The sequence below is a fragment of the Mycobacteroides sp. CBMA 271 genome (genome assembly GCF_009729205.1).
GTDB lineage: Bacteria > Actinomycetota > Actinomycetes > Mycobacteriales > Mycobacteriaceae > Mycobacterium.
The window spans coordinates 733,086-759,183 of the sequence record NZ_VTHB01000001.1; the positions used below are offsets into that span (position 1 = coordinate 733,086).

Annotated in this window: 31 protein-coding genes; 5 read left to right on the top strand and 26 right to left on the bottom strand. The window is 63.8% G+C overall.

The annotated features are described in order from the left end of the window. Positions 1-25: 25 nt before the first annotated feature. Positions 26-658, bottom strand: a complete 633-nt coding sequence (locus FZI91_RS03675) for a hypothetical protein (RefSeq protein WP_155937250.1) — start codon at positions 656-658, stop codon at positions 26-28. A gap of 276 nt (positions 659-934) precedes the next feature. After that, positions 935-1,810 (bottom strand): hypothetical protein, encoded by an 876-nt coding sequence (locus FZI91_RS03680; protein ID WP_162526231.1) that lies wholly within the window; start codon positions 1,808-1,810, stop codon positions 935-937. A 155-nt stretch (positions 1,811-1,965) separates the two neighbouring features. Between FZI91_RS03680 and FZI91_RS03685 the strand changes: the two genes are divergently transcribed. After that, positions 1,966-2,826, top strand: a complete 861-nt coding sequence (locus FZI91_RS03685) for an alpha/beta fold hydrolase (protein ID WP_162526232.1) — start codon at positions 1,966-1,968, stop codon at positions 2,824-2,826. A 142-nt stretch (positions 2,827-2,968) separates the two neighbouring features. On the opposite strand, the gene rpsQ is transcribed toward FZI91_RS03685, so the two are convergent. The 11 genes from rpsQ to rpsJ are packed head-to-tail and all read right to left on the bottom strand — an operon-like array spanning position 2,969 to position 8,334. Continuing rightward, positions 2,969-3,274: a 30S ribosomal protein S17 gene (rpsQ, locus tag FZI91_RS03690; protein ID WP_162526233.1), complete on the bottom strand. Its 306-nt coding sequence runs from the start codon at positions 3,272-3,274 to the stop codon at positions 2,969-2,971. Beyond that, complete coding sequence (gene rpmC / locus FZI91_RS03695) at positions 3,271-3,507, bottom strand: 50S ribosomal protein L29 (protein ID WP_155937256.1); 237 nt, start codon at positions 3,505-3,507, stop codon at positions 3,271-3,273. Before rpmC ends, rpsQ begins: the two co-directional genes overlap by 4 nt. Next, positions 3,507-3,923 (bottom strand): 50S ribosomal protein L16, encoded by a 417-nt coding sequence (gene rplP, locus FZI91_RS03700; RefSeq protein ID WP_155937258.1) that lies wholly within the window; start codon positions 3,921-3,923, stop codon positions 3,507-3,509. Before rplP ends, rpmC begins: the two co-directional genes overlap by 1 nt. Before the next feature lie 2 nt (positions 3,924-3,925). Continuing rightward, positions 3,926-4,768 carry a 30S ribosomal protein S3 gene (gene rpsC / locus FZI91_RS03705; protein WP_162526234.1) on the bottom strand — a complete coding sequence of 281 codons (843 nt, stop codon included), beginning with the start codon at positions 4,766-4,768 and terminating at the stop codon, positions 3,926-3,928. Then, positions 4,768-5,247 (bottom strand): 50S ribosomal protein L22, encoded by a 480-nt coding sequence (gene rplV, locus FZI91_RS03710; RefSeq protein ID WP_155937259.1) that lies wholly within the window; start codon positions 5,245-5,247, stop codon positions 4,768-4,770. The genes rpsC and rplV overlap by 1 nt, the downstream gene beginning before the upstream one ends. Continuing rightward, positions 5,244-5,525, bottom strand: a complete 282-nt coding sequence (rpsS, locus tag FZI91_RS03715; RefSeq protein ID WP_155937261.1) for a 30S ribosomal protein S19 — start codon at positions 5,523-5,525, stop codon at positions 5,244-5,246. The genes rplV and rpsS overlap by 4 nt, the downstream gene beginning before the upstream one ends. A gap of 12 nt (positions 5,526-5,537) precedes the next feature. Beyond that, a complete protein-coding gene (rplB, locus tag FZI91_RS03720; RefSeq protein ID WP_155937263.1) occupies positions 5,538-6,377 on the bottom strand; it encodes a 50S ribosomal protein L2 in 840 nt (279 codons plus the stop codon). Between the two features lie 25 nt (positions 6,378-6,402). After that, entirely contained in the window at positions 6,403-6,705 is a 303-nt protein-coding gene (rplW, locus tag FZI91_RS03725; protein ID WP_155937265.1) for a 50S ribosomal protein L23, read from the bottom strand. Then, positions 6,705-7,361 carry a 50S ribosomal protein L4 gene (rplD, locus tag FZI91_RS03730; protein ID WP_155937267.1) on the bottom strand — a complete coding sequence of 219 codons (657 nt, stop codon included), beginning with the start codon at positions 7,359-7,361 and terminating at the stop codon, positions 6,705-6,707. Before rplD ends, rplW begins: the two co-directional genes overlap by 1 nt. Then, a complete protein-coding gene (gene rplC / locus FZI91_RS03735; protein ID WP_155937269.1) occupies positions 7,361-8,014 on the bottom strand; it encodes a 50S ribosomal protein L3 in 654 nt (217 codons plus the stop codon). Before rplC ends, rplD begins: the two co-directional genes overlap by 1 nt. 14 nt (positions 8,015-8,028) lie before the next feature. Then, entirely contained in the window at positions 8,029-8,334 is a 306-nt protein-coding gene (rpsJ, locus tag FZI91_RS03740; RefSeq protein ID WP_003883485.1) for a 30S ribosomal protein S10, read from the bottom strand. Positions 8,335-8,833: 499 nt separating this feature from the next. On the opposite strand from rpsJ, the gene FZI91_RS03745 reads away from it, so the two are divergent. Together FZI91_RS03745 and FZI91_RS03750 are read left to right on the top strand one after the other, a co-directional pair. Continuing rightward, positions 8,834-9,304, top strand: coding sequence for a hotdog fold domain-containing protein (locus FZI91_RS03745; RefSeq protein WP_162526235.1), 471 nt, complete (start codon positions 8,834-8,836; stop codon positions 9,302-9,304). Positions 9,305-9,361: 57 nt separating this feature from the next. Beyond that, the gene (locus FZI91_RS03750) at positions 9,362-10,618 is read left to right on the top strand and encodes a cytochrome P450 (RefSeq protein ID WP_155937273.1); all 1,257 of its coding nucleotides are present in this window, start codon (positions 9,362-9,364) and stop codon (positions 10,616-10,618) included. On the opposite strand, the gene FZI91_RS03755 is transcribed toward FZI91_RS03750, so the two are convergent. The 11 genes from FZI91_RS03755 to mftA form a co-directional block, all read right to left on the bottom strand. Continuing rightward, positions 10,615-12,117, bottom strand: coding sequence for an acetyl-CoA acetyltransferase (locus FZI91_RS03755; protein ID WP_155937275.1), 1,503 nt, complete (start codon positions 12,115-12,117; stop codon positions 10,615-10,617). The genes FZI91_RS03750 and FZI91_RS03755 overlap by 4 nt on opposite strands. A 65-nt stretch (positions 12,118-12,182) precedes the next feature. Continuing rightward, positions 12,183-12,968 carry an ethanolamine ammonia-lyase subunit EutC gene (gene eutC, locus FZI91_RS03760; protein WP_162526236.1) on the bottom strand — a complete coding sequence of 262 codons (786 nt, stop codon included), beginning with the start codon at positions 12,966-12,968 and terminating at the stop codon, positions 12,183-12,185. Beyond that, positions 12,965-14,368 carry an ethanolamine ammonia-lyase subunit EutB gene (locus FZI91_RS03765; protein WP_155937277.1) on the bottom strand — a complete coding sequence of 468 codons (1,404 nt, stop codon included), beginning with the start codon at positions 14,366-14,368 and terminating at the stop codon, positions 12,965-12,967. Before FZI91_RS03765 ends, eutC begins: the two co-directional genes overlap by 4 nt. After that, on the bottom strand, positions 14,365-15,837 hold the full coding sequence (gene eat, locus FZI91_RS03770) for an ethanolamine permease (protein WP_155937279.1): 1,473 nt from the start codon (positions 15,835-15,837) through the stop codon (positions 14,365-14,367). The genes FZI91_RS03765 and eat overlap by 4 nt, the downstream gene beginning before the upstream one ends. Positions 15,838-15,899: 62 nt before the next feature. Beyond that, positions 15,900-17,297, bottom strand: a complete 1,398-nt coding sequence (gene mftG, locus FZI91_RS03775; RefSeq protein WP_309224145.1) for a mycofactocin system GMC family oxidoreductase MftG — start codon at positions 17,295-17,297, stop codon at positions 15,900-15,902. Positions 17,298-17,323: 26 nt separating this feature from the next. After that, positions 17,324-18,736 carry a mycofactocin biosynthesis glycosyltransferase MftF gene (gene mftF, locus FZI91_RS03780; RefSeq protein WP_162526261.1) on the bottom strand — a complete coding sequence of 471 codons (1,413 nt, stop codon included), beginning with the start codon at positions 18,734-18,736 and terminating at the stop codon, positions 17,324-17,326. Positions 18,737-18,777: 41 nt separating this feature from the next. Then, positions 18,778-19,524 (bottom strand): mycofactocin biosynthesis peptidyl-dipeptidase MftE, encoded by a 747-nt coding sequence (gene mftE / locus FZI91_RS03785; protein ID WP_162526237.1) that lies wholly within the window; start codon positions 19,522-19,524, stop codon positions 18,778-18,780. A gap of 168 nt (positions 19,525-19,692) precedes the next feature. Then, complete coding sequence (gene mftD / locus FZI91_RS03790; protein WP_155937283.1) at positions 19,693-20,871, bottom strand: pre-mycofactocin synthase MftD; 1,179 nt, start codon at positions 20,869-20,871, stop codon at positions 19,693-19,695. Further along, a complete protein-coding gene (gene mftC / locus FZI91_RS03795; protein WP_155937804.1) occupies positions 20,872-22,122 on the bottom strand; it encodes a mycofactocin radical SAM maturase in 1,251 nt (416 codons plus the stop codon). A 20-nt stretch (positions 22,123-22,142) separates the two neighbouring features. Further along, the gene (mftB, locus tag FZI91_RS03800; RefSeq protein WP_155937285.1) at positions 22,143-22,448 is read right to left on the bottom strand and encodes a mycofactocin biosynthesis chaperone MftB; all 306 of its coding nucleotides are present in this window, start codon (positions 22,446-22,448) and stop codon (positions 22,143-22,145) included. Positions 22,449-22,462: 14 nt separating this feature from the next. Then, complete coding sequence (gene mftA, locus FZI91_RS03805; RefSeq protein ID WP_030096679.1) at positions 22,463-22,567, bottom strand: mycofactocin precursor MftA; 105 nt, start codon at positions 22,565-22,567, stop codon at positions 22,463-22,465. Positions 22,568-22,692: 125 nt separating this feature from the next. Here mftA and mftR point away from each other — a divergent pair, with 125 nt between their 5' ends. Continuing rightward, positions 22,693-23,289, top strand: a complete 597-nt coding sequence (gene mftR / locus FZI91_RS03810; RefSeq protein WP_155937287.1) for a mycofactocin system transcriptional regulator — start codon at positions 22,693-22,695, stop codon at positions 23,287-23,289. A 71-nt stretch (positions 23,290-23,360) separates the two neighbouring features. On the opposite strand, the gene FZI91_RS03815 is transcribed toward mftR, so the two are convergent. Together FZI91_RS03815 and FZI91_RS03820 are read right to left on the bottom strand one after the other, a co-directional pair. Beyond that, the gene (locus FZI91_RS03815) at positions 23,361-24,566 is read right to left on the bottom strand and encodes an FAD-dependent oxidoreductase (protein WP_162526238.1); all 1,206 of its coding nucleotides are present in this window, start codon (positions 24,564-24,566) and stop codon (positions 23,361-23,363) included. A 56-nt stretch (positions 24,567-24,622) separates the two neighbouring features. Next, complete coding sequence (locus FZI91_RS03820; RefSeq protein ID WP_030096676.1) at positions 24,623-25,075, bottom strand: Lrp/AsnC family transcriptional regulator; 453 nt, start codon at positions 25,073-25,075, stop codon at positions 24,623-24,625. A 135-nt stretch (positions 25,076-25,210) separates the two neighbouring features. Here FZI91_RS03820 and ddaH point away from each other — a divergent pair, with 135 nt between their 5' ends. Further along, positions 25,211-26,068, top strand: coding sequence for a dimethylargininase (gene ddaH, locus FZI91_RS03825; RefSeq protein WP_155937288.1), 858 nt, complete (start codon positions 25,211-25,213; stop codon positions 26,066-26,068). The last annotated feature ends 30 nt before the right edge of the window (positions 26,069-26,098 follow it).

Below are 26,098 nucleotides of genomic sequence, written 5' to 3' on the forward strand. Positions count from 1 at the left end.
TGCGAAATCGACTCTAACCGTGCTCTTATCCAACTAGGCGTTCGACGTTCCTGGCCTCCATCGCACTGAACACCTTCTGCGTCACGATGACAGTGCCGATCAGACCATCCATCATCGCGACCCGATCCGACCGGCGACGGTCCAACCAGCCACAGCACGCGGTGAAATCCGTTTCGGACTCCATGCCATTCCACAGCGGGGCTTTGTCTTTGATCCGGGTATCGATGGCGTCCTGCTCGGCACTCACCACACTCTCAAGCTCGATGGTCATGCTGCCGGCGCGGTTCAGCTTCTTGAGATCCACGATCGTGGCGTTCTTCTTGATCGGGTCAATGTCGAAGGAGGTGACGCGGAGCTCGAGACGCGAGAGCCTGCCGAGAACAGATCCGGTCGCAGAGTCGAGCTCCGAGGCTTGCTTGAGGAGGCCGGTTGCCTGCTTCGCCAGGTACAGCCGCTGCATGTGAATGTCGTACGGGAAAGGGTTGCGGCCCCAATCAACTATCGCGTCATCCTGAAGAACGCCGCCCGATTCCACGACGCTACGTTCCAGTTGTGCGAGGTCGTCTTTCATGGCTTGCATTCGCACGGAAAGCTTGCCAACGACCCGCTCGGCCACGGAAATGACCTCGGCCTCCTCGGCCATGTTTCTCGCACTCACGCGATATGCCGCGCGAACTCGCGCGACTGATTCGCTCACCATGCCATCGAGCCCCAAAGCGATGGCGTCAAGTCGGTCGCACGTTCGTTGAGAGCTGGCTCTACGCTCCCTCAAATCTCCGGCCAACTGGGCGAACCCATGCGATGACCATTCGCGGATAGTCGAGATATCGATCATGTGCGGTTCCCCCATCGATTGTGGTTCTTACTAGTCCGATGAGGGCGGAACCGATTTGGTTCCATCGATATTCAGTTGTGGATCAATCGATTTCGAGCCCTACAAACGGAGCTTTGAGATATCGATCTGATCCTCAGCCAGACGCGGAAACCTATCTGCGCTCGCTCGTTCCCGGTTCTCAAAGAGGGAAGAAGCGACGAAGAGACCGCTTGCGAGTCCGGCCAACAGCGCTGCGCGGGCTCTCCGCCGCCCGCTCAGCCAATCGGTGTCCCAAGTCGCCGCGAAAGCTCGATAAGCCTCATAGGAACTCATACCCGCCCAGGCATCGCCAAGGCTGGACAGGCCACCAGCACCTTGGTCGATTCGCTTTTGTACTTCGTCGGCACTGTTCTCAAGGCTGATCGTCGCGTTGGCGATCTCCCTGAGCGCGCGTGGATCGACGTCCAGGACTGGACTTGACCCGCCATCGCCAGCGCCGCCCTTCGACGTGCCCTGGCTGTTGATCAGTTGAAGCGCCTCAGTCATGCTCGTGTCCGCCGCTCTGGCGCTCCTCAGCATCAATACGGCGTCGCCTCGATAATTCGCGGCGTTGCTTTCGTCCAGCGGAGTGGCTCCCGAGGGGAGTGTGATTGTTCCGTCGTCATCGTTGACGTTCGCGCCAACCTCGTTTGCCCACTTGTACAGCCGGGCCGCCCCTGGTCGATACTCCCTCGCCAGGTCAGTTATCCGCCGGGTCAGGGGCACCAACCCGCCAATGTTTATCGACTCGGTCAGCAACTCCGCGGCGCCATTCTTGAATCGCTGGGAGTAGGCGTCGACGGTCTGGCCAGAATACGAGTCGAGCGGGCGCCGTATCTCCAACAGCCGCTCAGAGCTTCCTTCCGAGCTTGCGGCTCGTTCCGACAGACGCGTAGTCAGCATCTGAAAATCCCTCGGGTCCCATTTTTGGATTGTCCTTAGGTTGAGCATCTCCACTCCCGCCCACGCCACATCGGTTCTTTAACTACTCCGATGCGCCGAGCCCCGATTTGGTTCCATCGAACTTCTGTTCGCACCCCGCCCGACCCACCACAACCCACTCAGCGGACACCGCCGTCGCCCGAAACTGAAACACGTTCTACTCTTGTCTGGTGGACGTGACATACGAGGGCACCAAGAAAGAACTGGCCACCGATCAGGGGACGCTGCGCTACCACGAAGCGGGCCCAGCCGGTGAGGGTGAGCCGCTGATCCTGCTGCACGGCTCCGGACCCGGCGTGACGGGGTGGCGCAACTTCCGCGGAAATCTCGGGGTTTTCGCCGAGCATTTCCACACCTACGTCCTGGAATTCCCCGGTTTCGGCGTCAGCGACGCCGTCGAGGGCCACCCCGTGCTGACTGCCGGCGCCTCCGTCATCCGCTTCATGGACGGCCTCGGTATCGAATCCGCTGCAGTCGTCGGTAACTCGATGGGCGGCGTGGTCGGCATCAACCTGGCCATCAAGCATCCGGACCGGATCAAGAAGCTCGTCACCATCGGCGGCGTCGGGCCCAACATCTTCAGCCCGAGCCCCAGCGAGGGCCTGCGCTTGCTGCAGGAGTTCACCGACGGCCCCGACCGCGACAAGCTCGTGCGCTGGCTCAACTCCATGGTGTGGGATCCCGCACTGGTCACCGAGGAGCTCATCGAGGAGCGCTGGGAAGCCGCCATCAACCCTGACGCACACAAGACGGCGCAGCTGATGTACGGATCCAAAGCCTTTGCGATGCAACAGAAATTCCTCGCGAACGCCGACATCGCGCCGTACTGGGCCATGATGCACAAGATCAAATGCCCCACCCTGCTCACCTGGGGCCGCGATGATCGCGTCAGCCCCCCGGACATGGCGATCGTGCCAATGCGGCTCATCCCCAACGCCGAGCTGCACATCTTCCCCAACAGCGGTCACTGGGTGATGATCGAGGCTAAGCAGGCCTTCGAGCAGACGGTCGTCGACTTCCTGAGGCGCTAACCTCTGCGCCGAGAATGCATCTATGCAGACAAAACGCGAGTAGCGGTCTGCATAGATGCATTCTCGGCGCGGTCGCACAACGCAAAAGCGCGCCGCCCCTTTCGGGAACGGCGCGCTTTACGCGTTTGACGTGACGTGGCCTTTACTTGGCTTTCTCCAAAACCTCGACCAGGCGCCACCGCTTGGTGGCCGACAGTGGCCGGGTCTCCATCAGCGAGACGCGGTCGCCGACACCGGCGTCACCGTTCTCGTCGTGGGCCTTGACCTTCGACGTGGTGCGAATGATCTTGCCGTACAGCGCGTGCCGGGCACGGGCCTCGAGCTCGACCACGATGGTCTTCTGCATCTTGTCCGAGACGACGTAGCCGATGGCGGTCTTACGACGCCCGCGGGGCTGCTCGGTGGCCGGGGTGTGCTTGGGGCCCGGGGCCTTCTTGGTGTCGCTCACTTGCTGTCCTCGCTATCGGGTCCTGCGGCCAATCCGAGCTCGCGCTCGCGCATGACCGTGTAGATGCGCGCGATCTCCTGGCGCACCGCACGCAGCCGACGGTTGTTGGCGAGCTGACCGGTGGCCATCTGGAAGCGCAGGTTGAACAGCTCTTCCTTCGACTCACGCAGCTTGGTGACCAGCTCGTCCTCGGTGCTTTCCCGCAGTTCGCCAGCGGAAATTCCCACTGCCATCAGAACTGCTCCTCTCGTGTGATGATGCGCGCCTTGATCGGCAGCTTGTGGATCGCCCGGGTGAGGGCCTGCCGAGCAGTCGCCTCATCGGGGTAGCTCAGTTCGAAGAGCACACGGCCCGGCTTCACGTTGGCAATCCACCACTCCGGTGAACCCTTACCGGAACCCATGCGGGTCTCGGCGGGCTTCTTGGTCAGCGGGCGGTCCGGGAAGATGTTGATCCACACCTTGCCGCCACGCTTGATGTGCCGGTTGATGGCGATACGAGCGGCCTCGATCTGCCGGTTGGTGACGTACGCGTGGCCCAGCGCCTGAATGCCGTACTCACCAAAGGCAACAGTGGTACCGCCGGAGGCGGTGCCCTTCTTCTTCGGGTGGTGCTGCTTGCGGTGCTTGACCTTACGGGGAATCAGCATGTTCAGCTCTCCGTGCTTGTCTCGGCCGCCGGAGCCGCAGCACCGGCGACAGTGGCGGATGCCTCTCCGCCCGATTCCACGGCGGCACGGCCGGCCTCAGTGCTCGTCGCGGTGGTACCCGAGGCGCCACTACGACGCGGACGGGCACCGGCCGGACGCTCACGGCGCGGACGGTCACCGGCAGGCGCGGCCACCGAGGCGGCGAGCTCGCGCTTGCCACCGACGATGTCGCCCTTGTAGATCCACACCTTCACGCCGATGCGGCCGAAGGTGGTCTTGGCCTCGTACAGGCCATAGTCGATATCGGCACGCAGCGTGTGCAGCGGCACCCGACCCTCGCGGTAGAACTCCGAGCGGCTCATCTCGGCGCCGCCGAGGCGGCCCGAGCACTGCACCCGGATCCCCTTGACGTTCGGCTGGCGCATGGCCGACTGGATGGCCTTGCGCATCGCGCGACGGAACGCCACACGATTCGAGAGCTGCTCGGCGACACCCTGGGCAACCAGCTGCGCCTCGGCCTCAGGGTTCTTCACCTCGAGGATGTTCAGCTGCACCTGCTTCTTGGTCAGCTTCTCCAGGTCCGTGCGGATGCGGTCGGCCTCGGTGCCACGACGGCCGATGACGATGCCGGGACGCGCGGTGTGGATATCAACGCGAACCCGGTCACGGGTGCGCTCGATCTCCACCTTGGCGATACCGGCACGCTCCAGGCCGGTGGCCAGCAGGCGGCGGATGGCCACGTCTTCCTTGACATAGTCCGCGTACTGCTTGTCGGCGTACCAGCGGGACTTCCAGTCGGTGGTGATACCGAGACGGAAACCGTGCGGATTGATTTTCTGGCCCACTAGCGCGAGCCTCCCTTCGCCTCGGCGGTGGTCTTCTTGGCGGCGGCCTTCGAGCCCTCGGCCCGGCGGGCGCGAGAGCCGGCTTGTGAGGACGCAGCCTTACCGCCCTTTTCGCTCTTCGGACGGCTCTCCACCACCACGGTGATGTGGCTGGTGCGCTTGCGGATCCGGAACGCGCGACCCTGCGCGCGGGGACGGATGCGCTTGGCGGTCGGGCCCTCGTCGGCGAAGATCTCCGACACCACGAGGGTGGCGGGATCTAGGCCGTCGTTGTTCTGTGCGTTGGCGGCAGCGCTGGCGATGACCTTGGCCACCGGCTCGCTGGCGGCCTGCGGGGCCCACCGGAGGATGTCGATCGCGTCAGTCACCGACTTGCCGCGCACCAGGTCAATGACCCGGCGTGCCTTGGTCGGCGAGACCCGCACAAAGCGGGCAACGGCCTTGGCCGTCGGGAAGGCGGATAATTCGGTCGTTGTCATCGCCGCTTGCTCTTTCGGTCGTCCTTGATATGACCCTTGAAGGTCCGCGTCGGAGCGAATTCACCGAGCTTGTGACCGACCATCGATTCGCTGACAAAGACGGGCACGTGCTTGCGTCCGTCATGCACCGCGAAGGTGTGGCCGATGAAGTCGGGGAGGATCGTCGACCGGCGTGACCAGGTCTTGATGACCTGCTTGCTGTTCTTCTCGTTCTGCACGTCGACCTTCTTGATCAGATGGTCGTCGACGAACGGGCCCTTCTTGAGGCTGCGTGGCATCGCTGGCTACTCCTAGCGCTTGTTCTTGCCGGTGCGCCGGCGTCGGACGATGAGCTTGTCGCTCGCCTTGTTCGGCTTGCGAGTACGGCCCTCGGGCTTGCCCCACGGGCTGACGGGGTGACGACCACCGGAGGTCTTACCCTCACCACCACCGTGCGGGTGGTCGACCGGGTTCATCACGACACCACGGACGGTCGGGCGCTTGCCCTTCCACCGCATACGGCCGGCTTTACCCCAGTTGATGTTGCCCTGCTCGGCGTTACCCACCTCGCCAACAGTGGCGCGGCAGCGCACGTCGACACGGCGGATCTCACCGCTGGGCATACGCAGGGAGGCGTAGGCGCCTTCCTTGCCTAGCAGCTGGATACCAGTACCGGCCGAACGGGCCAGCTTGGCTCCGCCACCGGGCCGCAGCTCCACCGCGTGGATGGTGGTACCCGTGGGGATGTTGCGCATCGGCAGGTTGTTACCGGGCTTGATGTCGGCATTGGCGCCCGACTCAACCACGTCGCCCTGCGAAAGTCCCACTGGCGCAATGATGTAACGCTTCTCGCCGTCCAGGAAGTGCAGGAGTGCGATGCGCGCAGTGCGGTTGGGGTCGTACTCGATGTGCGCGACCTTGGCGTTGACGCCGTCCTTGTCGTGGCGACGGAAGTCGATCAGCCGGTAGGCACGCTTGTGGCCACCACCCTTGTGACGAGTGGTGATGCGACCGTGAGCGTTACGGCCACCAGTGCCGTGCAGCGGACGGGTCAGCGACTTCTCCGGAGTCGAGCGAGTGATCTCCGAGAAATCGGCGACGCTCGAGCCACGACGACCCGGGGTCGTCGGCTTGTATTTGCGAATAGCCATGTCTCTAGTCCTCTACTCCCCGCGATTACGCGGGGGCTCCAAACAGGTCGATCGGCTTGCTACCCGGTGCCAGCGTGACGATGGCGCGCTTGGTGCTCTTGCGCTGTCCGAAACCGGTGCGGGTGCGCTTGCGCTTGCCCTGCCGGTTCGCGGTGTTCACCGAAGACACCTTGACACTGAAGATCTGCTCGATCGCGATCTTGATCTGCGTCTTGTTCGAGTCCGGGCGGACGACGAAGGTGTACACGTTGTCTTCGATCAACGAGTACGACTTCTCCGAGATCACCGGGGCCAGAATGATGTCGCGGGGGTCAGTGATGGTTGCCATCAGGCCGACACCTCCTCTTTCTTCTTGGCGGCCGCGCTGATAAAGCCATTCAGCGCCTCGATGCTGAACACCACGTCGTCGGCCTTCAGCACGTCGTAGGTGTTGAGCTGGTCATAGGCGAGCACATGCACGTTCGGCAGGTTCCGGACGCTCTTGACCGAAGTCAGATCGTCGCGACCCAGCACCACCAGCAGCTGCTTGCGGTCGGTGATCTCGGCCAGGAACGACTTCGCGCCCTTGGTCGAAGGATCCTGTCCGGCAACCAGTTCGGTGATCGCGTGGATGCGGCCGTTGCGGGCCCGATCCGACAGCGCACCGCGCAGGGCGGCAGCGATCATCTTCTTGGGGGTCCGCTGGCTGTAGTCACGCGGCTGCGGGCCGTGGACGACACCACCACCGGTGAACTGCGGGGCACGGGTCGAACCCTGACGGGCACGGCCGGTTCCCTTCTGCCGGTACGGCTTCTTGCCGCCACCGGACACCTCGCCACGACGCTTCGTGGAGTGGGTGCCCTGACGGCCGGCCGCCAACTGAGCGGTCACCACCTGGTGCAACAACGCGATATTGGCTGGGGCGTCAAACAATTCGGCCGGCAGCTCGATGGAGCCGTCCGTCTTGCCACCCGGAGCCTTGACGTCAATATTCAAAGCGCTCATTACTTCTCACCTCGCTTGACAGCGGTGCGGACCACAACGAGGCCACCCTTACGACCGGGGATGGCGCCCTTGATCAGTAGCACACCGTTCTCGGCATCCACCTTGTGCACCACCAGGTTCTGAGTGGTGACGCGATCGCTACCCATACGTCCGGACATCCGGGTGCCCTTGAAGACACGGCCGGGGGTGGCGCAGCCACCGATCGATCCGGGACGACGGTGCACGGCCTGCGCACCGTGGCTGGCGCCCTGGCCGCTGAAGCCGTGACGCTTCATGGTTCCGGCGAAGCCCTTGCCCTTGGATGTTCCGGTGACGTCGACAAACGCGCCGTCACTGAAAATCTCGGCGGTCAGTTCCTGACCCACCTCGTACTCGGCGGCGGCAGCTTCGTCTTCCAGACGCAGCTCGGCCAGGTGACGACGCGGGTTGATGCCCGCGGCCGTGAACTGACCGGCGACCGGCTTGGTCACCTTACGGGGGCTGATCTCACCGAACGCGAGCTGAATGGCACTGTAGCCGTCCTGCTCGGGGGTGCGGATGCGGGTCACCACATTGGGTCCGGCCTTGACGACGGTCACCGGGACAACCCGGTTGTTGTCGTCAAACACCTGTGTCATACCCAGTTTGGTGCCCAGAATTCCTTTTCTTGCCATGGTTTCTGGATCTCCTACTGAATATTCACGTCGACGCTGGCCGGCAGGTCGATGCGCATGAGCGCGTCAACCGTCTTGGGCGTCGGGTCGAGGATGTCGATGAGCCGCTTGTGGGTACGCATCTCGAAGTGCTCGCGCGAGTCCTTGTACTTGTGCGGCGACCGGATAACGCAGTACACGTTCTTCTCGGTCGGCAGCGGCACAGGCCCAACGACACTCGCGCCGGTACGGGTCACCGTCTCCACGATCTTGCGCGCAGAGGCGTCAATCGCCTCATGGTCATAGGCCTTAAGCCTGATGCGGATCTTCTGTCCCGCCACGCTTCCTACCTCTACTGTCACTGGTCCGGGGCACGCTCTCGCGCGCAAACCCGATACCGCCGCTGTTTACCTGTCTTAGTTCACCGACCCCCGCGGTCGGGCGTGTCGCCCTCGCGCGCAGTCGTCCGCGTCGAAAATTCTCGTCGCTTGGACCGGGCCGACGCGCCCGTAAGGGCGCTAGTGGTTCGCCGTCCCCGTTCGCGCGCCGTCTAACAGCGTCGCAACCGGTTCACGGCAACCCGAACAGTATGCCTCATCTCGCGTCATGCGCCAAATCCCTGCAACCGGCATGACGGCGACGCGGTGCGATGCACCTGACCTGCTGTTCTGAAGCCGCCTGAGATCGCGGTACGAAGACCAATACAGGAGGATTCGCGCGGCGCAGTCGCGCTCCGATAGAGGGCGTTCGTTCTTGCGGCCCCAGCCCGTTCTATCCGGCAAGGCGCCAGTTGACCGGACGACGTCAACACGAATCTTACTTTCGAGTAAGGTACGTGCCGTGAGCGCATCTCCCACCTACAAGATCTGGCAGCGTCTGCAGAACAAGCCCGGCGGCTCCGCCCTGTTCTCCGCCGCCATGATGGCCCGTGTCCCCTACTTCGCCTCGGTGGTGCCGCACGTGCACCGGATGGAGCCGGGCTACTGCGAGGTGACCGCCCCCAAGTGGTACTTCGTCTACAACCACATCAAGACCTTCCATGCCATCGCGGCGTGCAACCTGGCCGAGGTCGCGATGGGGATGCTGATGGAGGCCACCACCCCGTCATCGCATCGCTGGATCCCCAAGGCGATGAACGTCCAGTACCTCGGCAAAGCGACGACTTCACTGCGCGCGGTTGCCAAGCTGGAGGGCCTCGACTTCGCCTCGATCACCGAGGGCACCGACGTCGTCGTGCCGATCAGCATCACCGACCGCGACGGCAAGGAAGTAGTGAAGGCCGAGATCACCACCTGGGTGACGCCCGCCTAGTCGTCAGATTTGGTCGTTAGGGCCAAATCTATGGTGCGCCGCGCGCACACTGCGGCCATGGCCACTGCACTATCTGACATCGAAGACGCCGGCCGCGTGTTGGCCGATCCCACCGCATACGCCGACGAGCCCCGTCTGCACGCTGCGATGACCCTGCTGCGGCGCGAGCAGCCCGTGACGAAGGTGATTACCGACAACTATCGACCGTTCTGGGCGATCACCAAGCACGACGACATCATGGACATCGAGCGCGATAACGCACTCTGGCTCAACGAACCACGTCCGCTCCTGATGAACCTGGAGCAAGAGGCCGAGCTGGACAAGCAGGCCGCGATGGGGATCGAGCTCAAAACCCTCGTCCACATCGACGATCCCAAACACCGTGTGCTGCGCGCGATCGGCGCCGACTGGTTCCGGCCGAAGGCCATGCGGGACATGAAGATCCGGACCGACGAGCTGGCCACCAGATATGTGAACAAGCTGATGGACACGGGCGGAAGTTGCGATTTCGCGCAGGACGTCGCGGTGCACTTCCCGCTGTACGTCATCATGTCGCTGCTCGGCATTCCCGAGTCAGACTTTGACCGGATGCTCAAACTCACCCAGGAACTCTTTGGCGGCGACGACACCGAGTTCCAACGCGGCGCTACCGCCGAGGAGCAGCTGCTGGCACTGCTGGACTTCTTCGGATACTTCAGCGGACTCACTGCGTCGCGGCGCGAGAGTCCCACCGAAGATCTGGCATCGACCATCGCCAACGCAAAGGTCGACGGCGAGCTGCTCTCGGACGTCGACACTGCCTCGTATTACACGATCATCGCCACCGCGGGACACGACACCACCAGCGCCACCATCGCCGGCGGGCTCGAAGCGCTTGTGCAGCACCCGGACCAGCTCGCCCGGCTGCGCGAAAACCCCGACCTCATGCCGCTGGCGGTTGACGAGATGATCCGTTGGGTTACGCCCGTCAAGGAGTTCATGCGAACGGCCACCGCCGACACCGAGATTCGCGGCGTGCCGATCGCCGCGGGCGAATCGGTGCTGCTGTCCTACCCGTCAGGCAATCGCGATGAGGACATCTTCACCGAGCCGTTCACCTTCGATGTCGGACGAGATCCCAACAAACACTTAGCATTCGGATTCGGGGTGCACTTCTGCCTCGGTGCGGCGCTGGCACGGATGGAGGTCAACAGCTTTTTCTCGGCGCTGCTACCCAGGCTGGAATCCATCGAGATTGCCGGGGACATCGCGCGAACGTCGACGATATTTGTCGGCGGCATCAAACACCTGCCAATCCGCTACACGTTGCGCTAAGTAAGCCGAGCGGAGCCGTCCGCGCTCACTTCGATTGAAGCACCGGCGATATCGGTGTCCACAATCTCCGCGGCGGCCTCGCGATCGTCGATCTTGGCGAAGGTTCGCGCTCCCTTCGGCGTGCGCACGCTGACGAATGTCTGGAACGGCGATCCGTCACGCCCGTAGTTGACGGTCCACGCTTCCACCGTCGCCTCTCCCGAATAGCCGTCGGCCGCCTCGGTTTTAGGCTCACGATCAACCTGAGTCTGCACGTCCTCATATCTGAATCCACTCGCGGGCGGCTCGGTTCCGTAGATGCCAAGGGCGTGCTTGGTGAGGTATCCGCCGTTCGCGGTGATCAGCCCTTTGGCACCCGGACGCTCGCGCAGTCGTTCGGCCATGGTGCCAATCGCATGGGTGACGTAGTTACACCACGGTCCCCCGGCGAACGTCAGTCCCCCGGTGACCGTGAGCGGCCGAGTCGGGTCATCGACTGCAAGTCCCAGCTCGGTGGCCGCAACCTGCACCGCTGACGGGAAGCAGGAATAGATGTCAATCAGGCCGATGTCGTCGGCACCCAGCCCGGCGAGATTGAACACCTTCTTCCCCGCGAGACGGATCGCCGGAGACCGATGCAATTCTTCGCGTTCACTGAGCGCGAAGGTGTCGTTGGCGTGAGCGCCGGCGAGTGGAAAAATCCAGCGGTCCTTGGGAATTCCCAGCCGTCCCGCTGTTTCCACCGAAGTCAGCAGCACCACCGCACCCTGCTCGACCATGTTGTTGGAGTTCATCAGCTTGGTGTACGGCGAGCTGATCCATCGGTTGTCCGGGCCAGGCGCGGCGATCTCCTCGGCGGTATAAGCATCGTTGGACCAGGCATGGGTGTTGTTCACCGCGACCGCGTTGAACCGCTGCCACAACCGAGAAATCGCGGCGCGGTGCTCCGCCATCGATGCACCGTTGGCGATGCGAATCGCCTGCTCGAAAAGCGGGTAGACATGACCCGGAGAGATCAGGCCGATCGCGGTCTCCGCGGCACCCACTTGATCCATGCGCCCGCCGAGAATCGTTGGTTCAGCAATGGATTCGTCCTGGGTGGTCCATGGCGGCTGCACGCCGGTGGCCATCATCTTGTTGCGCGAACGCCACATCTCCGCGCCACCGATGAGAACCACGTCGGCATCCCCAGAGAGGATATCGGCGGCTGCGTGGTTGACCAACAGTTGCGGCGAGTTGCCGCTGGGCCCGGTGTAGAACGTGCGCTTCGGTGCGGCGCCCAAACGCTCACCGAGGAGGGCTCCCGGGTCGCGGTACTTCCACGAGAAGATGTTCGCGACCGACACCGTGTCGATGGCGGCCAGCAGATCCACCGCCCCCGCGTCCTCGGCAGCGAGCCGGGCCGCCCGCTCCATGAGATCGACGGGCTCGGGGATCTCCGAGAACGGGGTGTCGGCGCTAGTCCGCTGGTTGACCTGTCCGGTACCGACGAGGACCGGCGTGCGTGGGTCGATGGCCATACCCGATGGTAACCAACCGTTCGGTTGACCCCAGCGGGTCCTCCGAATAGGCGGGGGTCGTCCCGCTAGACGGACAGCGCGGGCCCGGTCCCCTCGATCTGATTTCCTGCGCCAGTCATGTCCTTGAGGTCAACCCCAGAGCGGCCGATCTGACGCGCTCCCGCCACCAGGGCGGCCACTACCTGCGCCGCCTGGTCATAGCCCAGACCCTCCGGTGGATGAATATTGGAAACGCAATTGCGTTGCGCATCACTGCATCCGACCGAAGGGTTGTGCGTGAGGTAAATCCCGACGCTGTCGGCGACCGAAAGGCCAGGGCGTTCCCCGATGAGCACCAGAAGCGTGTCGACACCGAGTGCCGAGCCGATGTGGTCGCCGAGGGCAACCCGCGCCTGCGTCGCGACGACGAGCGGCGCGATCGAGTACCCGCGAAGCCGCTGATGTAACGCCTGTAATAGCTGCACCCCGTGGTCATCGAGAGCTCGAGGCGACAACCCGTCGGCCAACACGATCCCGATATCGGCACCTGACTCCGGGAGTAGGTCCAAGGCGCCATCGGCCGGCGCCCGCCCCAAATCCGGGCGACGCAGATACTCGGATCGATCGCTCGCCCGGCTGGTCACCAGCAGCGGCGTGCCCAACCCAAGCCCGTCGATTCGACCGGCCAGCGCGTGCGCATCCAGCGGGGTGTGCACGGCGTCACGGGCCGCCGCGTGCGCGGTACCAAACTCTAAGACCCTGGTAGTGGGAAGCGCGTCACCGCTACGGCCCAAGCCGATTCGCGACTGCGTGGAACGACGCAGCGTGTCCCAAATATCTTGCGCGGCATCACTGTTGGTAACTTCGCTCACAACAGCGCCCGCAACGGCGAGTCGTTGACCGGGATTTCACGCAGCCCACCATCGCGTTCCAGCATGCCCATGCGGTCGAGCCAGTCATTGAACTCCGGCGCCGGTCGTAGGCCGAAGGTGCGACGCGCGAACAGCGCATCGTGGAACGACAGGCTCTGATATCCGAGCATGACGTCATCGGCCCCGGGCACCGCGATGACAAATGCGGCACCGGCGGCCGTGAGCACGGTGAGCAGGACATCCATGTCATCCGAGTCGGCCTCGGCATGGTTGGTGTAACAGACGTCGACTCCCATCGGGAGACCCAACAGCTTTCCACAAAAATGATCTTCCAAGCCGGCCCGAATAATCTGCTTGCCGTCGTAAAGATATTCCGGCCCAATGAATCCCACCACGGTGTTGACCAGGAGTGGTTCGACTTCGCGGGCAACCGCGTAGGCCCGCGCCTCTAGCGTCTGCTGGTCTACCGCAACGCCACCCACGCCGAGGTGCGCGCCGGCGGACAGTGCCGATCCCTGACCGGTTTCGAGGTACATGACGTTATTTCCCACGGTCCCGCGCCCCAATGATCGACCGGCCTCATTCGCCTCGCGCAACAGCGAGAGGTTGACACCAAAGCTTTCGTTGGCACCTTCGGTTCCCGCAATCGATTGGAACACCAAGTCCACCGGCATATTTCGTTCGATGAGCTCCATCGTGGTGGTGACATGTGCAAGGACGCACGACTGCGTGGGTATATCGAATCTCAATCGGATGTCGTCGATGAGGCGCAACAGGTCGCCAGCGGCATGCGGGGAATCAGTCGCGGGGTTGATGCCGATGACGGCGTCGCCGCAGCCCAACAGCAGGCCGTCGAGCGTGGCCGCGGCAATCCCCCGCGGGTCGTCGGTGGGATGGTTAGGCTGCAACCGTGTCGCCAGCGTTCCCGGTAAGCCGATTGTGGTGCGAAAGGCGCTGCGATTGCGTACCGCGGCACCGACCGCGATGAGGTCCTGGTTGCGCATCAGCTTGCTTACGGCCGCCACCATCTCAGGAGTGAGCCCTGGCGATACATCCTTGAGCGACTGCGCCCCATGAGGTTTGGTGATGGTCTCCAGTAGCCAATCCCGGAAATCACCCACGGTGAGATGAGAGATGACGGCGAATGCGTCGGCGTCATGGCTATCGATGATGAGCCGGGTGACCTCGTCGGTGTCGTACGGGACGATCTCTTCGGTAAGAAACGCCGCCAACGGCACCTCGGCCAAGACCCACCGCGCGGCGGCACGCTCGGCATCCGATTGCGCCGCGCATCCCGCGAGTTCATCACCGGATCGAGGAGGCGAGGCCTTCGCGAGCAGCTCCGCGAGCGATCCGAACTGATAGGTCGTGGGCCCTACTGTGTGACGAAAAGTGGTCATTGCAACTCTTTTTCGGCTTCGGCAAGCGCCGCGAACTCCTCGTCAGGGGAATTCGCAACCAGATGATGACGGCTGTACAACCCAAAGTACGCCATAAACAGCAGGAACACACCAAACGTGGCAATCGCCGCGGTGGTATCGACGATGAAGGTCGCCACCACCGCAGCACAAGCGACCAGTAGGGCGAATCCGCTGGTGACGATGCCGCCCGGGGTGCGGTACGGCCGCTCCATCTCCGGCTCGCGAACACGCAGCACGATGTGGCTCACCATCATCAGCACATAGCTCAGCGCGGCGCCGAACACCGCCATGTTCAGCAGCATCGCCCCTTTACCGCTGAGCGACAACAGGAATCCGATGATGCCGGGGACGATCAAGGCTAATACCGGAGCCTTACGACGATTGGTCACCGACAGCCCGGTCGGGAGGTATCCGGCGCGGGACAACGCGAAGGTCTGCCGGCTGTAGGCGTAGACAATGGAGAAAAAACTGGCGACGAGTCCGGCCAGCCCGATGTAATTGACCGCCTTGGCGACCGTCGTAGTGCCGAGCGCCTCGACCAACGGATTACCCGACTGCCCCATGGCCTCGGCGCCGCCCGCACCCGGAACCAGGAATAGCACGGCCGTACCGGTGATGACGAGCACGAGCATGGCCATCACGATCCCGCGCGGGATGTTCTTGGCGGGATCGCGCGCCTCTTCGGCGGCCAGCGGGACACCCTCGATGGCCAGGAACAACCAGATCGCGAATGGCACCGCCGCCCAGATACCCAGGTATCCGTAGGGCAGGAAAACCGATGCACCTGTTGCTGTTTCGTCAACGGGGATGTTGGTCAGGTTGTGCGCGTCGAATCGCCCGACGGCTCCAATGGCAAAGGTGACCAGACCGACCAGCGCGATTCCGGTGATGACGAACATCGTCTTGAGCGCCTCGCCGGCGCCACTGAGGTGGATTCCGATGAAGATGGCGTACACCGCCAGAGAAATCCACCAACCGTCTGTGAGACCGAACAGGTGCAGCGACTGGACATAGCTTCCAATGAAGGTGGCGATGGCCGCGGGGGCGATCGCGTACTCAATGAGAATTGCAGTCCCAGTGGCAAATCCACCCCAGGGGCCCATCGCCCGCCGGGCGAAGGTGTACCCGCCGCCGGCCGTGGGTAACGCCGACGACATTTCCGCCATGCTGAGCACCATCGACAGATACATGGCGGCGATGATGACCGCCGCGATGGCCATCCCTCCGAAGCCGCCCTTACTCAGGCCGGTGTTCCAGCCCGCGTAGTCGCCGGAGATCACATAGCTCACGCCGAGCCCGGCGAGCAGCACCCAACCGGCGGTGCCGGATCTCAGGGTGCGCCGGGCGAGGTAGTCGGCGCCTTCGAGGTGCGATTGCACGCCCGCATGATCGTGCGGTGCCTGAGCGTTGGGGCTGGCGGCCTCGGGGTCGTCGTCGGGAATGGACATCGTCCAATTGTGCGACTGATGGCCTATGCAGGTGAGGCAGACGGCCAGATTTTGTGCCCAGGTTACGACCACGCAACAAATTGCGCGGTTCGATGCCCGATCATCGCGATGGTGGCTGCCGGCCCGCGACTCGGGATGGTCGGCATGATCGACCCGTCGATGACGAAAAGCCCGTCGATTCCCCTGACGCGACAGTATTTGTCGACGACGGCGTACTTGTCATCGTCACCACCCATCGGGGCAGTGCCACATAGGTGCTGCGAGGTAGACCACCGCGGGCCACTGAACCGCCGCCCGTACAGTTCGGACACCAAGCGCACGCCGTCGCGCAACCGATCCATGTCGGCAGTCTGGCTGTCGTACCTCAAATCGATGTACACGGGCGCATGCGGATCGGCCGAGCGCAGCTCAACGCGGCCGCGGCACTGCGGTGTCATCAACGCGACGCCGATCTGCCTGGCATCCAAATCATCCACCCGGACCCCCGCCATGGCGGCGAATCCGGTTGTATAGGGCCGTATCTCGATGCCCATCTGCCTGTCTGTATGCAGCACGGTATCCAGGACCGGATAGCCGGGTTGCCCTTCTTCACCGGTATCCAGCACCCATTCGGGATGGTCCATCACGCGGGTACCGACACCCGGCAGGTCGACGACCGGCTGCACTCCCACCGCCCGCAGGTCGTCGGCCGGACCCAGCCCGGAGACCAGCAGCAGTTTTGCGCTTTCAATCGCCCCCGCACTCAGAATGATTCGGTCGGCAGTCAGTGTCCGCACCGAACTTCCGACGGCCACCTCCACCCCGATCGCACGGCCACCGCTGCACAACACCCGCAAGACTCGAGTTCCGGAATACACCGCAAGGTTGGGACGCCAGCCCGCGCCCTCCAGATATGCGCGCCCGGGCCCGACACGCACCCCGCTGTCGATGTTGAGTGGCACCAGCCCCACCCCGACGTCGGCGGTACCGTTGAGGTCCGCGACCACCGGATATCCATTCTTGACGGCCCGGTCTGTCAATTCTTTTCCGGCGCTGCTCTGTTCATGCTTGCGCCCGATGGGGATGGGTCCGGACGAACCGTGCAGCGGATCGTCCCGGAAGTCTCGATCGGTCTCGATCACGCGAAAGTGCTCGCGCACGTCCGCCCAGGACCATCCCGGTACCGCCCACCCGTCAAAGTCAGCGGGCCGACCACGCACGAAGTAGCCGCCGTTGATTGCCCCGGACCCACCAACCACCGCCCCCCGCACCAACTCGGCCTGGTCGCCCGTCGACGTCAGAGTCGCCCAGTAGTAGGTGGCCACCGGGCTATCCGGCCCGATCGGGAGGCGGTACCCGTCACGCACACCTTCCTCGTCCGCCGACGATGCCGGCCCGGCCTCAATAAGCACCACTCGAAACGATGGATCCCCGGAAAGGCGCTCTGCCAGAATGGAACCCGCGCTGCCCGCGCCAACAATCAGCGCATCCGCGTGGACCGGCCGGCTCAGGGCCGTAGGTCCGGTCGGAGCGCACCGAGGTCGCGCTCCTGCACGATCCCGGCCCATAGGCCGATCCCATAGGCGATGTCATCAAGTCGCTTCAGCAGTACGTACTCGACCAGACCGATGCGATCATCCGGTGAGGCCGAATTGTCGTTGCGCTTCATCCAATCAACCGCCCCATCGAGGATGGCGGCCACGACGAGCACCTGTCGGCTGCGTCGTGACAGCGCGGCCGCCACCAATGCCAACGGCCAGTAATGCCGGCACAGCGCCGACGCGATCTGCAACGCGGCGCCACCCACACCTTGGGCCGCCACCCGCGCGACATCACGTGGTGGGGTGTCCACTCCCCTAAGGGAACGCGCAACGCGCCCGGCAGCCAACGCTGCCATCCCCGCGGCAGCCAAATACCCCATCCCCGAGCCCACCGCGGCAAGAATCCACACCAGCAGCGTCCAGCGTGAGATGACCATCGGTGCCACCTTGTCCGGGTGACGTGTCGACAGTGGCGCGGCGCTTCGTCCGTAAAATGCCTTGCGTGCGAACCATTCTCGAAATGTGAGTCGGTGATCATGCGCGACATGTGATACCGGTTCGTACCGGAGCCGGGACCCGGCCTCGATAAGGCGCCAACACAAGTCGACATCCTCGCCGCAGTGCAGGGATTCGTCGAAGCCGCCGATTTCGTCGATCGCGGAACGGCGCACCACGATGGCCGCACTGGGCACATAAGACACCGGACCGTAGGGCACCACCGGCGCCTCACGCAGTCCAAGATCCAGTGACGACCTGACTGCCTCGTATCGAGCAATCGCATTGTCGCTCAACACCAATCCTACGATCCGCGGGGCCACCAGGGCCACTGCCGGATCGCTGAAGTGCCCCAGCAGTCCCTCGAGCCAGCCACGCCTGGGCACCACATCGGAATCAAGGAACGCCACGAAGTCCGTGGTCGCCAACTTCAGTCCAGTGTTGCGCGCGGCCGCCGGACCTTGGCTGTCGTCGTGCCGCACCACGCGCACGTCACAGTGCATCTCCCCGAGATCGCCCTCCGCGATCGGGATGGTAGAACCGTCATCAACGACGATCACGCACATTCCCCGTAGCGTGCGCAGCAGCCTGCGCACGCCAAACCCATTATTACGGCAGGGAATAACGACGGTCACGTCACGATATCCGGGCCCTCCCACAGGGCGGGGATGGGCGACGGTCGCATCCAGCAGTGTCCGCGCGAGCTGCGCGCTGGTCGCATCTCGAACCTCCAGCCGTCCACCGGACAGCAGCGTCCGCGCCGCAGGCGCCAAGCGCAGGAGCCGAGTGGGCGAGCCACCGAGCAGCGCCGAGCCCTCGTCGAGAACGCGGACGCGCCGGTCCACCTGCACTGCAAATCCGTCGGGCAATCTCCCCTGCGGCACGGACGTATCCCGCCCGCCCGGTAGGTCCTCGCCACTCGCGCTCACGCAAGCCGCCCGTCGGCATCGGGTGTCCAGCGGCGCACCGCGTCCACGCACCGTCGGATCATCGTCTCGAGCAGCCGGGCGCCGTCCTCGCCGCAGGCGGTGGTCGGATCGCCGAGGACGCCGATGGCACTCACCGCTGCCACCCCACCCGCCCGCATGGGCGCCATCAGCTCACGCAGCGGTGCGGAATTTCCGGCACGTACCGACTCGCGGCGAACGGATTCCGGCGAAATATGCAGCAGCAGCGATGTTTCCGTGTGTCCGGCGTGAGCGTCGCCACCGTCGACCGCGCACGGCCACCATGCGATGTCGCGCCCCTCCGAACGCAGGAGTCGTACCGCGGAGACCGCCGCCTCAATGTTGCCGCCATGGCCGTTCACGAAGACGATGCGTTGGCACCAACGCATAGCGGACCTGCCGTACTCCACAAGAAGCTCGGCTAACGCCGGGGTACCGATCGAGATCGTTCCAGCGAAGGATTGGTGTTCCCCACTCGCTCCGTACGCGATGGCAGGGGCAAGGACCGCACGATCATCGCCTGCCAGCATCGCCAGTTCCCGGGCCGCGCCAGTTGCCACAGCATCGGCAATCCGCGTATCGGTGTCCAACGGCAGATGCGGTCCGTGCTGCTCGGTTGACCCGAGCGGAGTAAACAGGGTGATGGCCTCATCTGCGAGCTCCCGAGAGATGGCGGTGCTCAATACAGTCGGAACAGCCACCCGCCGATGGTAGGCCGAATTCACGTCAAATGCATCCGAAGTTGGCGCACCCGATCGAGGTCTTTACATCCTTGCTGGCCGTCGCCTTATGCGCCGGCGGCATTTTCGCCCCGATTGTCACGCCAGTCCCTGGCGCCACATCGACACTGTCTCGCCTCCGCAACACTGTGTTCGGTTCGCGGTGCGCGGAACTTAGTGCCGACCCAACCCACGGGCAAAGCCCTCGGGGATGAGCAGATCCTCTGGCGACAGCTCGTGTACAGACTTCTTAGCAAGGCCCATCAATGCCGAGTCGATCCCGCCCCGCATGATGTCGAGAACGTTCTCCACACCCGTCTGTCCGGCCGCCGCCAGACCCCACAGATATGCCCGTCCGATCATCACTGCGCGGGCACCGAGCGCCAGTGCCTTCACGACGTCGCTCCCCCGGCGAATACCGCCGTCCAGCAGCACCTCGATGTCACCTCCAACGGCCTTGGCAATGCCCGGGAGCGCACGGATCGACGCGGGCGTGCCGTCGAGGTTGTTCCCGCCGTGATTGGACACCGAAATTGCCGAAACACCGCAATCCACAGCACGTTTCGCATCATCGATGCGCATCACGCCCTTGAGCATGAACGGGCCGTCCCACTGCTCGCGCATCCATTGGACGTCATCCCACGTAGGCGCCGGAGTTCCCATCCACTGCCCATAGGCATCAAAGAACGGCGGACCTGCCTCACCCTTAGCTGCCTGATTCGGAACCCGCAGGTCCGGGATGTTCATCTTCTTTCCGAACGACCACAGCCAGCCGGGCTTAGTGACGACTTCCGGCGACAGCTTGATCATCGACCGCAGGTTCATCTTCTCGGGGATCGATGGGCTGCCCCAGTCACGTCCATGCGAGAAACTCCAGTCGAGCGTCGCGATAAGTCCAACTGCCCCAGCATCTTTCGCGCGCTGGATGCGCTTCGCCACCTCATCGCGACCGCCCAGCCAGTAGATCTGGAAGTGCGTCTTCGGATTGGCGGCCACCACATCCTCGATAGGCTTGCTTGCGAACGACGACAACCCCATGGCGGTGCCACGAGCAGCCGCGGCCCGCGCCACGGCCACTTCACCGTCCGGGTCGACTGCCTGCACCCCGGTGGGCGAGATTATCACCGGCAGCGAAATCTCTTGCCCGAGAACCGTTGTAGAAAGCTCACGATCGGGCTGGATGCCGACGACGTGGGGCTCAAATCCGAGCTCGCCAAACGCCGCGACATTGTCACTGACGGTCAAACCCTTCTCACTCGCGGAGATCAACGAGCTGTAGACGGACTTCGGCAGTCGCTTCTTGGCCCGTTCCTGGGCAATCGCGACCGTCTCGAACCATGTGTTGCGGGCCATCTACCGTCCTGCTCGTAAGTTGGAAAGGGGGTTTTCATCGCATGCGCGCGAGGGTGGCCGAGTCGTCAAGGTCAGTGCGACGGGGCCGGGGGCCGGGCTGCGCTTACCCTTCGAATGTGAGTGGTCGCCACTGGGTTTGGGCACCACACGGTCGGCAGACAGCGCGGCCTCCCCGTAGCCCTGCACGCACTCCGGATCGGGTCCATCCATCGGAAGCCCCGTGAAGAACTTGGCGGCCATGCAGCCGCCTCGGCAGCTGTCGTAATGTCCACAGCTGCCACAGGCGCCCGCGGACTGCGGCTCGCGCAACTCGTTGAATAGCCGCGAGTGCTTCCATACCGTGTCAAATCCGCCGTCGGACACCACATTTCCGGCGAGAAACCGATCGTGGATTGCGAAAGGGCAGGCGTACACATCGCCCACCGGGTCGATCAGACAAACGACACGTCCGGCGCCGCACATGTTGAGACCCGGCAGGCCTCCGGAGCCGTCGCCGTATGCTGACAGGTGGAAGAACGAATCGCCTGTGAGGACTCTGTCACCGCTGCGCACCAGCCAGTCGTACAGCTGGCGCTGCTGGGCCGCGGTCGGATGCAGCTCATCCCACACATCGGCTCCACGCCCGGACGGACGAAGCCGAGTAATTCGCAGCGTCGCACCGTATTGCGCTGCTAGGGCAGCAAATTCATCGAGTTGGTCCACGTTGTGACGCGTGACCACTACCGAAATCTTGGCGTCCTTGAAACCGGCGGCGGACAGGTTCTCCAGGGCACGCACGGCCATGGCGAACGATCCCGCGCCGCGCACCGCGTCGTTGACCTCTGCGGTCGCTCCGTCCAGTGAGATCTGCACGTCGACGTAGTCACTCGCGGCAAGCCGTGCCGCCACCTCTTCGGAGATCCGTACGCCGTTGGTCGAGAATTTGACGCCCACATGGTGCTCGGTCGCATAGTCGACGAGCTCCCAAAAGTCTGATCGCACAGTGGGTTCGCCGCCGCCGATGTTCACATAGAACACCTGCATGCGTTCGAGCTCGTCAATGATGTCCTTGCACTGCCGTGTCGACAGCTCGCGCGGGTCGCGCTTACCCGACGATGACAGGCAATGCACACAGGACAGGTTGCACGCGTAGGTCAACTCCCAGGTGAGGCAGATGGGGGCGTCCAGTCCGTGTTCGAACTGGTCCACCAACCTTGGAGCCGCAACACCGGCGACATCCAACCTTGGAGCCGCAACAGCGGCGGCATTCAAACGGGGCACTGCGGGAGCGCTCACGGGGCGTCCTCTCGGGTCACGATCATCGTTGAATCCGCCAACATGGCAAGGGCCTGTTGGTATGCAGCGACCTGTGCGTCGCCGACACCGGCCGCCCGCCAAGCGCTCTCGGCACTGCTGTGATCGGTCAGCGACTGCACGATCTGCAGCAATGTGCGGTTCTTCAGGAAGGACAGCTTGCGCGTGCCGAAGTGGTAGAGCAGCGCACCGAACGGCTCGGGACGCAACGACACCTGCGGGTGTAACTGCCAGGGCCGGGTCCAGTCGAAACCGGCGGGCGCCTCGTCAGTCATGGCGCTCATCGAGATGGGGCGTCTCAGTAGACGCCGCACATCCCGTCGATCGACACTTCTTCGACCAGCGATTCCTGGACCAACTCGGTGTCAGTGGTCTGTCCGGCGACAGTGGTGGGCTCGGCCATCTGTTCACTCCCTTGTGAGTTTCGACTGGGGCACCGATGAGCCGCTTGCGCGAAGAGCATCGGAGCAGTCACGATAATAATGGCATCGAGTGCAGAAAGGGAAGAGGGTGGCAGGAAAGACCGTCATGACTACGCAGACGCCGCGCGTAGGGCGGCGCCCATCGACGACCCGGGACGAGCTCACCGCGGTCGCTATGGCGCTGTTTGCGCGGCATGGGTTCGATGAGGTGAGTGTCGACGACATCGCCGCAGCGGCCGGGATCGCTCGTCGGACGGTGTTTCGGTACTACAGCTCCAAAAACGCGATCGTCTGGGGAGACTTCGACTCTCACCTCGCGATGATGCGCGCACTGCTGGACGAGGCTCCGGACTCCGTGAACACCAGCACCGCCCTGCGCCAGGCGCTGTTGACGTTCAACGACTTTCCGCTCGACGAGACCCCACGGCATCGCATGCGCATGCGGCTCATCCTCGAAATTCCAGCGCTACAGGCGTATTCGATGCTGATGTATACGGGGTGGCGCGATGTCATCGCACATTTCGTGGCCCGGCGCAGCGGCACCGATCCGGGCACCCTCTTGCCGCAGACCGTTGCCTGGACGCTGCTGGGCGTGGCACTGGCGGCCTATGAACAATGGCTGGCCGACGAATCGTCGGCGCTCACCACCCTGCTTGGCATGGGCTTCGACGCCGCCGAAGCGGGCCTGCGAGTGCTGGACTAACCCAGCCGAGTGTCGATTTTCCGCACCGACGTACGAGTAGACGGCGCGAGAACTCGACACGTCGCCAACAACTACTCCAGCACCTCGGCGATGGGTGTCCCCGCCGCGATCTTGGCACGCATCTTCATCACCGGACCGGCCATACCGCAGCCCACCACTCCGGTCAGCACGCCGTCACGCTCCAGGTAAGCGAGGAACTTGCGCCCATCGTCGGAGATCAAATGCACCGTGTCCGACTCCCCGAGGTGACCGAGCGACTGGATCTTCACGTCGTACTGATCGCTCCAAAAGTACGGCACAGCACCTGCATTCGCGGCCTGATCCTGACCGAGCAGCGCCGGCACTAGCACACGAACCTGCTCGGCAACATTGCTCCAGTGCTCCACGCGACTAGGGCGTCCAGCGGCATCAGCCCATGCGGCGACATCGCCCAGTGCCCAGACATGCGGAGTGCTAGCGCGGCCGACGGCGTCGCACACCACGCCGTTGTCCACCTCCAGGCCCGACCCCTCCAGCCAATCGGTGGCAGGCCGGCTCCCGATGCCCAGCACGACGAGATCCGCATCCACTCGCGTCCCATCCGAGAGCGTGACGGACTGAACGCGTCCCTCCCCCTCCACGGCGTCCACGCCGATGCCTACCCGAACGTCAACGCCTTCGTTGCGATGCAGCCGGGCCACTAGGTCGCCGAGCTGCTGCCCGATCGCCGCCAGCAGCGGCGCAGGTTGAGGTTCTACGAGAACCACGTCAACTCCGTTGGCCCGCAACGTGGATGCGACCTCGCAGCCGATAAATCCGGCGCCGACAACCACTGCCCGCCGCGCGTTCACGGCATCGCCTCGCAGCGCAAAGCTGTCGTCGGCGGTGCGCAGGACGTGGATGCCGTCAAGGTCACCGAACGCGGCAATGCGACGTGGGACCAGACCGGTCGCAATGATGACCTCACCGTATTCCAGGGTACTTCCGTCAGCCAGGGTGACCGTTCGGGCGTCCGGGTCCAGCGCCGTTACCTTGGCATCGAGTCGCAGATCAATCTGCTTCTCGTCATAGAACTCTCGTGGTTTGAGCACCACCGCATCGATGGTCTTCTGCGCGTCGCGCAGGACATCCTTGGATAGCGGCGGACGATCGTAGGGCAGGTGGGTCTCGCTGCTCACGATGGTGATCGGCCCGGTGAACTCCGACCGGCGCAGCTGCTCTGCGGTTCGCACCGCACCCAGCCCACCACCGATGATCAGTACACCTTGTTCTGCGTCGGTCCCAGTCGCTTCACTCACGGTCTCTTCATACACGACTGGACACCCGAGATGTCAGTGCCTCCAGTCATGCCCGGCTACCCCTGCACCTGTGCTCGGTCCACCAAGTTGGACAGCACCACGATGCTCTCGGTGCGATCGATATCGCCGCTGGCGCGGATGCGTTCCAGCGCGCGCTCCAGATGCTGGATGTCGCGCGCCAGTACCCGCAACATCGCGTCGGAGGTTCCCGTGACCGTCGCCGCGCTCACTACCTCGGGGATGTCGATCCATGCACGCCGCAAGGCTTCCGGGGTGATGGTGCCCTGGCAGTAGACCTGAACGTAGGCCTCGGTATTCCAACCGACGGCAGCGCGATCCACCACGGTGGTGAAGCCCTTGATCACCCCCGTCGCGACCAAGCGGTCGACGCGTCGCTTGACCGCGGGGGCCGACAGGTTCACCTCCTCGCCGATCTCGGCGAATGTCGCGCGGGCATTGCGCATCAACAGCGTCACGATGCGCTCGTCGGTGGCATCCAGCTCGGCCATACAGGCTCCTCCTCCGGCCATTCGGCCCATTACCGCAATAGAATGCCAAATTCATTGACTTGACGCAATGAATCGCATCAAACGAGACAATGAATGGTGATTGATTGCAATAGGCGGCTCTCATACGCTCAGCGCATGACCGTTGTACACCAGGGTGGACACCCGGCCGGATCCCCTATTCAGCAGCCAGACAGAACATCGACTACGCGTCACTACGTGATGGTGCCGCCGACGCACTACACCGTCGAATACGCAATCAACCCCTGGATGGACGTCGCCAATCCCGTCGATCAGGCACTCGCCACCGCCCAGTGGGATGCGCTGCGCGCCACCTATGAACGTCTCGGCCATACGGTGGACATCCTGTCCCCGGTGGCCGGCCTGCCGGACATGGTGTACGCCGCCAACGGCGGGATCGTGTTGCGGGGCAACGCCGTTGTGGCGAGATTCAAGCACGCCGAACGTGCCGGAGAGTCTGCCGCACATGCCGAGTGGATGCGCGGGCACGGACTGCGCCCCATGCACTCGCGATACACCAACGAAGGCCAGGGCGACTTTCTGCTTGCTGACGACATCATGTTGGCAGGCACCGGTTTTCGTACCGACGTTAGGTCCCATGTCGAAGTCGCGCGAATGCTCGACATTCCGGTCGTGACCCTGGAGCTGGTCGATCCGCGCTTCTACCACCTGGATACGGCGCTGGCCGTGCTGGATCCACAGACCATTGCGTACTACCCGCCGGCCTTCAGCGAGGCCTCCCAGGCCCGGCTGCGGTTCATGTACCCCAACGCCATCATCGCTAGTTCCGCCGACGCCTACGTGCTCGGCATGAATGCGGTGTCTGACGGCCGGCATGTCATGCTGCCCACCGGCGCAACCGGTTTCGCCGAGCAGCTCCGCGACGCCGGTTTCGAACCTATCGGGATCGACCTTTCCGAGTTACTCAAGGGCGGCGGCTCGGTGAAATGCTGCACACTGGAGCTCCACTCGTGACTGCGATGAGCCATGTAGGCGAAGAGCATC

Coding starts and splice junctions, on each gene's coding strand:
- rplV (WP_155937259.1), bottom strand. CDS start 5,247: ATGACAACGACCGAATTATCCGCCTTCCCGACGGCCAAGGCCGTTGCC.
- mftA (WP_030096679.1), bottom strand. CDS start 22,567: ATGGCCGAGCCCACCACTGTCGCCGGACAGACCACTGACACCGAGTTG.
- mftD (WP_155937283.1), bottom strand. CDS start 20,871: ATGGCCCGCAACACATGGTTCGAGACGGTCGCGATTGCCCAGGAACGG.
- rplB (WP_155937263.1), bottom strand. CDS start 6,377: ATGGCTATTCGCAAATACAAGCCGACGACCCCGGGTCGTCGTGGCTCG.
- mftR (WP_155937287.1), top strand. CDS start 22,693: ATGACTACGCAGACGCCGCGCGTAGGGCGGCGCCCATCGACGACCCGG.
- rplC (WP_155937269.1), bottom strand. CDS start 8,014: ATGGCAAGAAAAGGAATTCTGGGCACCAAACTGGGTATGACACAGGTG.
- ddaH (WP_155937288.1), top strand. CDS start 25,211: ATGACCGTTGTACACCAGGGTGGACACCCGGCCGGATCCCCTATTCAG.
- rpsS (WP_155937261.1), bottom strand. CDS start 5,525: ATGCCACGCAGCCTCAAGAAGGGCCCGTTCGTCGACGACCATCTGATC.
- rplD (WP_155937267.1), bottom strand. CDS start 7,361: ATGAGCGCTTTGAATATTGACGTCAAGGCTCCGGGTGGCAAGACGGAC.
- FZI91_RS03820 (WP_030096676.1), bottom strand. CDS start 25,075: ATGGCCGAGCTGGATGCCACCGACGAGCGCATCGTGACGCTGTTGATG.
- FZI91_RS03765 (WP_155937277.1), bottom strand. CDS start 14,368: ATGACCACTTTTCGTCACACAGTAGGGCCCACGACCTATCAGTTCGGA.
- eat (WP_155937279.1), bottom strand. CDS start 15,837: ATGTCCATTCCCGACGACGACCCCGAGGCCGCCAGCCCCAACGCTCAG.
- rplP (WP_155937258.1), bottom strand. CDS start 3,923: ATGCTGATTCCCCGTAAGGTCAAGCACCGCAAGCAGCACCACCCGAAG.
- FZI91_RS03750 (WP_155937273.1), top strand. CDS start 9,362: ATGGCCACTGCACTATCTGACATCGAAGACGCCGGCCGCGTGTTGGCC.
- rplW (WP_155937265.1), bottom strand. CDS start 6,705: ATGGCAACCATCACTGACCCCCGCGACATCATTCTGGCCCCGGTGATC.
- FZI91_RS03755 (WP_155937275.1), bottom strand. CDS start 12,117: ATGGCCATCGACCCACGCACGCCGGTCCTCGTCGGTACCGGACAGGTC.
- mftB (WP_155937285.1), bottom strand. CDS start 22,448: ATGAGCGCCATGACTGACGAGGCGCCCGCCGGTTTCGACTGGACCCGG.
- rpmC (WP_155937256.1), bottom strand. CDS start 3,507: ATGGCAGTGGGAATTTCCGCTGGCGAACTGCGGGAAAGCACCGAGGAC.